Raw genomic sequence first — 6221 nt, 5'->3', positions numbered from 1 at the left:
GCGGCGACCACTCCGCCGACCGCGCCGAGACCGCCCGCGATCACGAGCCCCCACGGCGGGAACCGCAGCTGCACCCACCCTGCCAGCGCCGCGACGACGAGCATCACGACGGCGATGCCGACGACGAGCGCGATCTTGTCGGCGGTGCCGAAGAGCGCGATCGCGGCATCCTTCGCCCACGTCGGCGCGATGTCGATCAGAGCCGACCCGATCGCGGCGACCGGGCTCGACGCCGGCGCCACGATGCCGGCCACGAGTTCGCCGGTCCCGGCGCCGAGCACGACGGCGGCCACTCCCGCGACCCAGGTCAGGGGTGCGGGGACGCGCTCCGCCGGATGGGCCGCCATGCCACCAGGTTAGGCGGCGGCGTCGACGCACGGACGGGCAGGAGGTTACGGGCTGCTTACACCCGCCGTCGACCTCTCCGCCGTCGGGCGCTCCCGAAACAATGCGGCAACACGGCCCGCATTAGGCTCCTTGCATGGGTGATCTGTTCGACGGCTACGGCTCCACGCTCGCGCCGCGCAAGACGCCCTCGGGGACCCCGCCGTTCGATGAGATGTTCGGCAGCCCCGCCCATCCCGGCGCTCCCGCCGAGTCCCGCGCGGCGTACCGGGAGCTGTATCAGGCGCTCGCGCAGATGACCCAGGAGGAGCTGCGCGGCCGCACCGACTCGCTTGCGAGCTCGTACCTCGCGCAGGGCGTCACGTTCGACTTCGCGGGCGAGGAGCGTCCCTTCCCGCTGGATGCCGTGCCGCGCGTCATCGCGTATGACGAGTGGTCGCGCATCGAGGCCGGCGTCAAGCAGCGCGTTCGGGCGCTGGAGGCCTTCCTGGCCGACGCATACGGGCATCAGCACTGCGTGCGCGACGAGGTGCTGCCGGCCCGGCTGATCTCGAGCTCGCAGCACTTCTACCGCCAGGCGGCCGGTATCGTGCCCGCCAACGGCGTGCGCATCCAGGTGTCGGGAATCGACCTCATCCGCGACGAGCACGGCGAGATGCGCGTGCTCGAAGACAACGTGCGGGTGCCGTCGGGGGTGAGCTACGTCATCTCGAACCGTCGGGTGATGGCGCAGACTCTGCCGGAGCTGTTCGTCTCGATGCGCGTGCGGCCGGTGGGCGACTACCCCAACAAGCTGCTCGCGGCGCTGCGTGCGTCGGCCCCCGCCGGCATCGAAGACCCGAACGTCGTCGTGCTGACGCCGGGCGTCTACAACTCCGCCTACTTCGAGCACACGCTGCTGGCCCGGCTGATGGGCGTCGAGCTGGTCGAGGGCCGTGACCTGCTGTGCATCGGCGGCAAGGTGTTCATGCGTACCACCCGCGGGCCCAAGCGGGTCGACGTCATCTACCGTCGCGTCGACGACGACTTCCTCGACCCGCTGCAGTTCCGCGCCGACTCGATGCTCGGCGCGCCGGGTCTCATGCTCGCCGCGCGCCTGGGCAACGTCACGATCGCCAATGCGGTGGGCAACGGCGTCGCCGACGACAAGCTGCTCTACACCTACGTGCCAGACCTGATCCGCTACTACCTCGCCGAGGAGCCGATCCTCAAGAACGTCGACACGTGGCGGCTCGAAGACCCGGAGGCGCTCGAAGAGGTGCTCGACCGGCTCGACGAGGTGGTTGTGAAGCCGGTCGACGGCTCGGGCGGCAAGGGCCTGGTGGTGGGGCCGGATGCCTCGCCCGCCGAGCTCGCCAACCTCCGGCAGCGCCTGCTCGCCGACCCGCGGGGCTGGATCGCCCAGCCGGTCGTGATGCTCTCGACGATCCCTACGCTGGTGGCGGACGGCATGCGGCCGCGCCACGCCGACCTGCGGCCCTTCGCCGTCAACGACGGCGAGGACGTGTGGGTGCTTCCCGGCGGTCTCACCCGCGTCGCGCTGCCCGAAGGACAGCTCGTCGTGAACTCGAGCCAGGGCGGCGGGTCGAAGGACACCTGGGTCATCGGCGGATCCGCGCCCGCTCACGTGGAGTACGGGCAGGGGCAGGGCGTCTCGGGCCTCGTCGCCGACCAGGCGGCCACCGTCACCGCCGCGATCCCCATCGTCTACGACCCGCAGCATCGGCCTGCGCACGCGCCCCGGGATCCCGACAGCGGCGACCACGACCAGCACGAGCAGGAGCACGCCCGCTCGATGCCGGATCCGCAGCGTGCCGCCCAGACCGCACAGCAGCAGCAGGCGCAGGTCGAGGCATCCGCCCCTGCCCACCGAGCCCTGACCCACCGCGTTCCGATGTCGGCCGATCATGTCGCACGATCGGCCACAAGCGCGCCTGGGAGCGACCGGGATCGGGACATGCTCAGGGGTGAAGCGAGATGCTGAGCCGCATCGCCGAGAGCCTGTTCTGGATCGGGCGATACATCGAGCGCTCCGACGGGACGGCGCGCATCCTCGACGTGCACCTGCAGCTGCTGCTCGAAGACCCCTGGATCGACGAGGACACCGCGTGCCGGTCGCTGCTCAGCGTCATGGGGTCGCTTCCGCCCGAGGGCGTCGAGCACGTCCGCCGGGGCGACGTCCTGGCGCGGCTGGCCGTCGACCGCACGAACCCGTCGAGCATCGCGTACGCGCTCACCGCGTCCCGCGAGAACGCGCGCCGGGCCCGCGAGATCGTGTCGACCGAGCTGTGGGAGACGCTCAACACCACGAACGCGAGGATGCCGCGGCGCCTGCAGAACGACCGGGTGCACGAGTTCTTCCAGTGGGTGCGCGAGCGCGCTGCGCTCGCCGTGGGCATCGTCGACTCCTCGACGAGCCGCGACGAGGCGTGGCAGTTCTTCACCCTCGGACGCAGCATCGAGCGCACCGACATGACGGCACGCCTGCTCGCCACGCGATCGCTGACCGAGGCATCCGGCCCGTCGTGGACGACGATCCTGCGGTCCTGCGGCGCCTACGAGGCCTACCTGCGCACCTACCGCGGCATGCCGAGCGCGCGCAACGCCGCGGAGTTCCTGCTGCTGGACCGTCTGTTCCCGCGCTCGATCATCTACTCGATCCAGCGCGCCGAGGAGTGCATGAGCGCCATCGATCCGCGCGCCGACCGCGTCGGCCACTCGAACATGGTGCTCCGCGCCTTCGGCCAGATCCGCAACGACCTCGAGTATCGCCCGATCTCCGAGATCCTGAACGAGCTGCCGCAGCACATGCAGCGCGTGCAGACGGTCACACGGGAGGCATCAGAGGCCATCCGCGGCAGGTTCTTCCCGACGCAGGCCGAGCCCAGCTGGATCGGAGAGATCTCGTGAAGCGCCTCCGCATCGAGCACCAGACGGGCTTCAGCTACCAGGGCGACGTGACCGCGTCGTACAACGAGGCCCGCATGCTACCGGGCTCGACCGACAGCCAGTTCGTGCTGAACTCGTCGCTCGACATCGAGCCTTCGACATCCGTCAATCAGTACGTCGACTACTTCGGCACGCGCGTCGCGGCGTTCGACGTGCTGTCGCCCCATTCGGCACTGACGATCACGGCGCGTTCGCTCGTCGAGGTGCGCCCGCGCCCGCTCGAGCACATCGACCTCACGTGGGACGCCCTCGCGCGCGAGGCGAACCGGTCGATCGCCACCGTGGAGCAGCTCACGCAGACCCGTCGCACGCGGTGCCATCCCGAGGTGGCCGAGCTCGCCCGCTCGATCGCGTCGCAGCACGACCGCCCCGGGCAGGCGGCGCACGCCATCGCGGTCGCCATCGGCGACGCCGTCGAGTACATGCACGGCATCACGGGCGTCCACTCCACCGCGAGCGAGGCGTGGGAGACTCGCAAGGGCGTCTGCCAGGACCTCGCGCACATCACGCTCGGCGCACTGCGCGAGGTCGGCATCCCGGCGCGCTACGTGTCGGGCTACCTGCACCCGCGTCCGTCGGCCGAGGTCGGCGTCGCGGTCACGGGCGAGTCGCATGCGTGGGTCGAGTGGTTCGCCGGCGAATGGCAGGGCTTCGACCCCACCAACAACATCGAGATCGGCGACCGCCACGTGCTCGTCGGACGGGGCCGCGACTACAACGATGTGCCGCCGCTGCGAGGGGTGTACGCCGGACCGTTCAAGAGCAGCCTCCACGTGAAGGTGACGATCACGCGGGAGGCGTAGCGAGCGGGGCTTCAGGCGAGGTCGCCGAGGCGCACTGCTCCTTCGAGCGCGCGCATTCGGAGTGATCTGCGCCGATCTCACCTCGGACGACACGGACATCACGGGCTCCTGCTCGACGCACTTCCCGCAGCCGCAGCCGCCGTTCGTGCGCGAGGCGCCCGCGTACTTCACGCGCCGATGGAGGAGTTCGCCAGCCTCGAGCGCCGTTCAGGCCGGCGCGCTGTCGGGGTCGAGGGTCTTGAGGGTGTCCTCCTCGACGGGGTTGTCGGCGTCCAGCTGCTCCTCGGTCGTCTCGTCGCCGCCGGTGGGACTGTCGTCGTCGGGGGTGACGTTCTCGCTTCGGCGTTCATCCATGAACGCCACGTTACGCAGTGCGCGCGCACGGCGACAGGGGTTGACGAGCGCTGCGCGAGTTTCCCGCCCGAGCGGCTGATCATCGTCCGGCAAGGCATTCCGACTGACGTCCGGGTGTCGCGACGCGCCGCATCCGGGCGTGGGTTTCCGCGTGTCGTGACCCCTGAGCGGGTCGCGCGGGGAGTGGCGTAACGTCCGGGTGTCGCGACGCGCCGCATCCGGGCGTGGGTTGCCGCGTGTCGTGACCCCTGAGCGGGTCGCGCGGGGAGTGGCGTAACGTCCGGGTGTCGCGACGCGCCGCATCCGGGCGTGGGTTGCCGCGTGTCGTGACCCCTGAGCGGGTCGCGCGGCGAGAGCGAGCCTGCGCGAGTCAGGGTCGAGGGCGGTGAGGTCTCCTCGAGCAGCTCGAGCCGAGCGGGGTCGCCGAGGAGGTCGGATTCAGAGCCAGCGTCGCGACCGCAGATGCCACTGGACTCTTCCTGAGGCTAGACTGCAATCGCATTCGGCACAGAATGGATATGCACACCGCCATGGACATGCAGGATAGCCGGTCAGCCGCCGCCACCCCCACCGCAGCGGCTGACCGCTATTGGGAGAGCTCGTCGCCGGGTGCCGGCCGTCGCGCGCCTCGCGCCGATGCGGTGAGCGACGCCGTGGTGCTCAGCCTCAACGGCATGTGGCGGTTCCGGCTCTCGCCGACGGTCGAGGGCACCGGGAGCGAGTTCCTCGCCGAGGACTTCGACGACTCCGCGTGGGACGAGATGCGGGTGCCGTCGCACTGGGTGCTCGAGGCGTTCACGCCTCTCGCCGGCGGATCTGCGCGCCACATGCTGGGCACCGACGAGGGCCCGCTCTACACGAACACCGCCTACCCGATCCCGCTCGACCCCCCACGCGTCTCGACCGAGAACCCGACCGGAGACTACCGGCTCGCGTTCGACGTGCCGGCGGGTTTGGGCTCGGCGGTGCTGCGCTTCCAGGGCGTGGACTCGTGCGCGAAGGTGTGGCTCAACGGCGAAGAGCTCGGCTGGTCGACCGGCAGCCGCCTGCCGTTCGAGTTCGACGCGCCGGTGCGCGAGGGGCGCAACGTGCTGTGCGTGCGCGTGCACCGCTGGTCGGCCGGCACCTACCTCGAAGACCAGGACATGTGGTGGCTCCCCGGCATCTTCCGCGATGTCGAGCTTCTCGCGCGCCCCGACGGTGCCGTCGACGATCACTTCGTGCACGCCGACTTCGATGCGGTGACGGGCCTCGGCACGTTGCGGGTGGATGCCTCGACCGAGGCCGTCGTCGAGATCCCCGAGCTCGGCATCCGCATGCCTGCCGGTGACACGGCGACCGTTCCGGTGGAGCCGTGGAGCGCCGAGCGCCCTCGCCTGTACCGCGGAACGCTGCACTCGCGGGGCGAGACCGTTGAGCTCGCGGTCGGCTTCCGGCACGTCGAGATCGTGGATGGCGTGTTCACCGTGAACGGGCGGGCGGTGAAGTTCCACGGCGTGAACCGCCACGAGCATCACCCCGAGACGGGACGCGCGCTGGATCGCGAGACGATGATCCGCGACATCGTGATGATGAAGCGCGCGAACATCGACGCGGTGCGCACGAGCCACTACCCGCCGCATCCGGAGTTCCTCCGGCTGTGCGACGAGTACGGGCTGTGGGTCGTCGTCGAGGTCGACCTCGAGACGCACGGATTCATCTACGAGGGCTGGGAGCACAACCCGCCAGCTCTGCCGGAGTGGCGGGAGGCGATCATGGATCGCCTGCGCC

Annotated in this window: 5 protein-coding genes and 1 pseudogene; 4 read left to right on the top strand and 2 right to left on the bottom strand. The window is 70.4% G+C overall.

Annotated elements, in window-relative coordinates; all coding sequences use genetic code 11:
- Positions 1 to 347 (bottom strand): annotated as a pseudogene (locus tag EIO58_RS10995) (molybdopterin-dependent oxidoreductase); the annotation flags it as partial.
- A 134-nt stretch (positions 348 to 481) separates the two neighbouring features.
- Between EIO58_RS10995 and EIO58_RS10990 the strand changes: the two are divergent.
- Genes EIO58_RS10990 through EIO58_RS10980 form a run of 3 tightly spaced genes read left to right on the top strand, consistent with a single transcriptional unit; the run spans position 482 to position 4097 of the window.
- Positions 482 to 2329: a circularly permuted type 2 ATP-grasp protein gene (locus EIO58_RS10990; RefSeq protein ID WP_240658748.1), complete on the top strand. Its 1848-nt coding sequence runs from the start codon at positions 482 to 484 to the stop codon at positions 2327 to 2329.
- Complete coding sequence (locus EIO58_RS10985; protein WP_127819576.1) at positions 2323 to 3255, top strand: alpha-E domain-containing protein; 933 nt, start codon at positions 2323 to 2325, stop codon at positions 3253 to 3255. Before EIO58_RS10990 ends, EIO58_RS10985 begins: the two co-directional genes overlap by 7 nt.
- Positions 3252 to 4097 (top strand): transglutaminase family protein, encoded by an 846-nt coding sequence (locus tag EIO58_RS10980; RefSeq protein WP_127819575.1) that lies wholly within the window; start codon positions 3252 to 3254, stop codon positions 4095 to 4097. The genes EIO58_RS10985 and EIO58_RS10980 overlap by 4 nt, the downstream gene beginning before the upstream one ends.
- Before the next feature lie 207 nt (positions 4098 to 4304).
- On the opposite strand, the gene EIO58_RS18815 is transcribed toward EIO58_RS10980, so the two are convergent.
- Positions 4305 to 4451, bottom strand: coding sequence for a hypothetical protein (locus EIO58_RS18815; RefSeq protein WP_164861643.1), 147 nt, complete (start codon positions 4449 to 4451; stop codon positions 4305 to 4307).
- A 530-nt stretch (positions 4452 to 4981) separates the two neighbouring features.
- Between EIO58_RS18815 and EIO58_RS10975 the strand changes: the two genes are divergently transcribed.
- The coding region (locus EIO58_RS10975; RefSeq protein ID WP_274543211.1) for a sugar-binding domain-containing protein at positions 4982 to 6221 on the top strand (1240 nt) is incomplete at its 3' end.

Origin of the sequence: Microbacterium sp. CPCC 204701 (assembly GCF_004010105.1) — a bacterium.
Taxonomy (GTDB): Bacteria; Actinomycetota; Actinomycetes; order Actinomycetales; family Microbacteriaceae; genus Microbacterium.
This window is presented reverse-complemented; position numbering and strand designations above follow the sequence as displayed.